The sequence below is a fragment of the Pedobacter sp. 01N416 genome (assembly GCF_056399685.1).
In genome coordinates this window covers 1-2,688 of the sequence record NZ_JBFTRT010000635.1, presented here as the reverse complement: position 1 = coordinate 2,688, position 2,688 = coordinate 1, and the positions used below count along the sequence as shown (strand labels likewise).

2 protein-coding genes are annotated in these 2,688 nt (G+C 39.3%); one reads left to right on the top strand and one right to left on the bottom strand.

From position 1 onward, the window contains the following. Positions 1–154: 154 nt before the first annotated feature. The gene (locus tag AC1DND_RS25005; protein ID WP_477585254.1) at positions 155–1,204 is read left to right on the top strand and encodes a glycoside hydrolase family 130 protein; all 1,050 of its coding nucleotides are present in this window, start codon (positions 155–157) and stop codon (positions 1,202–1,204) included. 189 nt (positions 1,205–1,393) lie between these two features. Here the strand turns inward: AC1DND_RS25005 and AC1DND_RS25000 are convergent. Next, positions 1,394–2,688, bottom strand: a 1,295-nt coding sequence (locus tag AC1DND_RS25000) for a M16 family metallopeptidase (RefSeq protein WP_477585253.1), incomplete at its 5' end; no start/stop codon positions are given.

Sequence of the window (2,688 nt, the reverse complement as noted above, 5' to 3'; positions counted from 1 at the left end):
GGGCAAGACGATGAATTGTTGGGGAAACTGCAACAAAAAACAGGAAAAGGAAGAGATGAGCTTGTAAAATGGATCAATTCATTATAACATCAATTTTTATTAATAATATACAGGCGGCCAATTTTGGTCGCTTGTTTGGTTTAGAACCTATGCCATGAGCGATATTGCACAACGGTTTATTCAAAACCCAATACTTTGTCCAAAAGATTTAGTACCGAGTATAGCGGGCCTGGAAATTGCATGCCTTTTAAATCCTGGTGTTTTTACCTTTCAAAATAAAATATGGCTTCTGGTGCGGGTAGCAGAACGGCCGGGGCAAAAACAGGGATTTATTTCTTTTCCGGTTTTAAGGAAAAACGGCATCGAAATTATCGAGATAGCGGAGGCAGATCCTGCTTTGGTAGATAATGATCCACGGGTGATCAATTATCAGGGTGCTGATTATTTAACCACATTATCGCATTTAAGGCTCGTTTGCAGTGATGATGGTGTGCATTTTTATCAACCGGCCGGTTATCCTTTATTACAGGGTGAGGGAGAAGATGAAACTTTTGGCATTGAAGATTGCCGTGTATCCTTAATCGATAAAACCTACTATTTAACCTTTACTTCCGTATCTGCCCATGGGGTAGGGGTTGGATTAAGAACAACAAAAGATTGGAAGCGTTTTGAGAAACACGGCATGATTATCCCGCCGCACAATAAAGACTGTGCCGTATTTGAAGAACGCATTAACGGTAAATTTTATGCCTTACACCGGCCCAGCAGTGTAGCTTTGGGTGGTAATTATATCTGGCTGGCCGAATCTCCTGATGGTATTCATTGGGGTAAACACAAATGTATCATTAAAACCAGGCCTAACCACTGGGATAGTGCACGTGTTGGGGCTGGTGCGGCACCCATAAAAACCACAGAAGGATGGCTCGAAATCTATCACGGTGCAAACGGAAAACATCAATATTGTTTAGGTGCCTTTCTAATGGATTTAAATGATCCATCGAAAGTACTGGCCAGAACCGATGAGCCGATTATGGTGCCAACAGCAGATTACGAACTGCATGGTTTCTTTGGTGAAGTCGTATTTACAAACGGCCACATTGTTAACGGAGATGAATTAACGATTTACTATGGTGCGGCTGATGAGTTTGTTTGTGGCGCTAAGTTTTCGGTGAAAGAAATTTTGGAGACACTGAAATATATCTAGTTCTTTTTGCCACGGAAGCACTGATAAACACGGAAGATGGGCTTGTTTTTCTGTACCATACAACTAATGATCAATAGCCAATGAACTAAACAAAAAAASCGATCCCCGTTTCCGAGAATCGCTAGTAATTTTGATATTAAAGCATCAGGTTTTCACTTTAAACCCTCCGCCTTCCTACCCTCAACCTTATTAGTATCCAAAAATCTGCTCCAGGCTTAATTTAGTTACCGGGCCGAATTTTGCTAAATCGGCCATGTTGATTTTTTTCTCTGAAGCCACGATACAATAGTTGTAAGGTTTGCCCGAAAGATTGGTTTGATGGAACGATTTTACATCATTAAAAGTTAATGGTTTTAAGTTCGCATATTCATCAACTCTTGAGTCATGATCGAAACCTAATTTTTTATCTGCCAAATAGCTATAGATAATTCCATCTTTGGTAATACGGCTGGTTTCTAAGCCGTTTAATGAGTTGGTTTTTGATAATGCAAATGATTTATCAGACTCTGGTAAAGTGGTTAATAACTCATTCATACCGGCAACTGCTTCATTCATTTTATCTGCCTGTGTACCTACATAAGCGATAATGGTATTTTCTTTTTCTTTGGTATTTGGAGAAGAATATACTGCAAAGGTAGAATAAGCCAAAGCTTTAGATTCGCGGATGGTTTGGAATACTACTGAGCCCATGCCGCCGCCAAAATAGTTGTTAAACAAGGCGATTTTTGCTGCATTGGCCGGATCGTACAAGCCACCATTGCGTACCCAACGGATTTCTGCCTGCACCATATCATAATCGGCAAAGTAAACTTTGTTCGAATCGGTTTTGGTGTATACAAATTTCTTAATTGGCGCCGTATCTGTAAATTCTTTAGCCAATGGGTGTGCTTTTACAATATCAGCAGAAAATGCTGCTAAAGTTTTAGGGCCATAATAAGTAATGGTGTGTTTGTAATTGGTTAGGTTGTGCAAGATATAGATCAGATCTGCCGATTTCATGTTTTTGATCTCATCATTGCTTAATCCGTAATTGAAAGGATTATCGGCACCATACTGTGCATAACTCATTAAACCACCAAGAATTGATGATTTGTTTAATTTTGCGTTATCTCTCGATTTTAACAAACGGCCTTTTAAATCTTCTAAGGCTTTTTCGTTTGCTTTGCAATTTGCCAATACATCTTCTACCAGGGCAACAGCTTTATCAAAGTTTTCTTGTAAACCACTGATGGAAACTGTAGTTACATCGGTACCTACGTTTATGCTATAGCTACAGGCAATGTTGTAAAATGCTTTACTAATATCCTCTGCCGAATATTTATCAGTACTTAAGAACGCTAAATATTGAGCAGCATAAGGCAACAACTTATAGTTGTATGAGCCCACATCAAAACGGTAGCCTAAACGGAAAATTCCGTTTTCGGTGTTTTGAACCGCAATTACATCAGCAATGCCTGCTTTACCGAAATTAAGATCTTTGGTAT

What these genes read in the sequence shown, in the direction of transcription:
- AC1DND_RS25005 (WP_477585254.1), top strand. Translation starts at nt 155, where the DNA reads ATGAGCGATATTGCACAACGGTTTATTCAAAACCCAATACTTTGTCCA.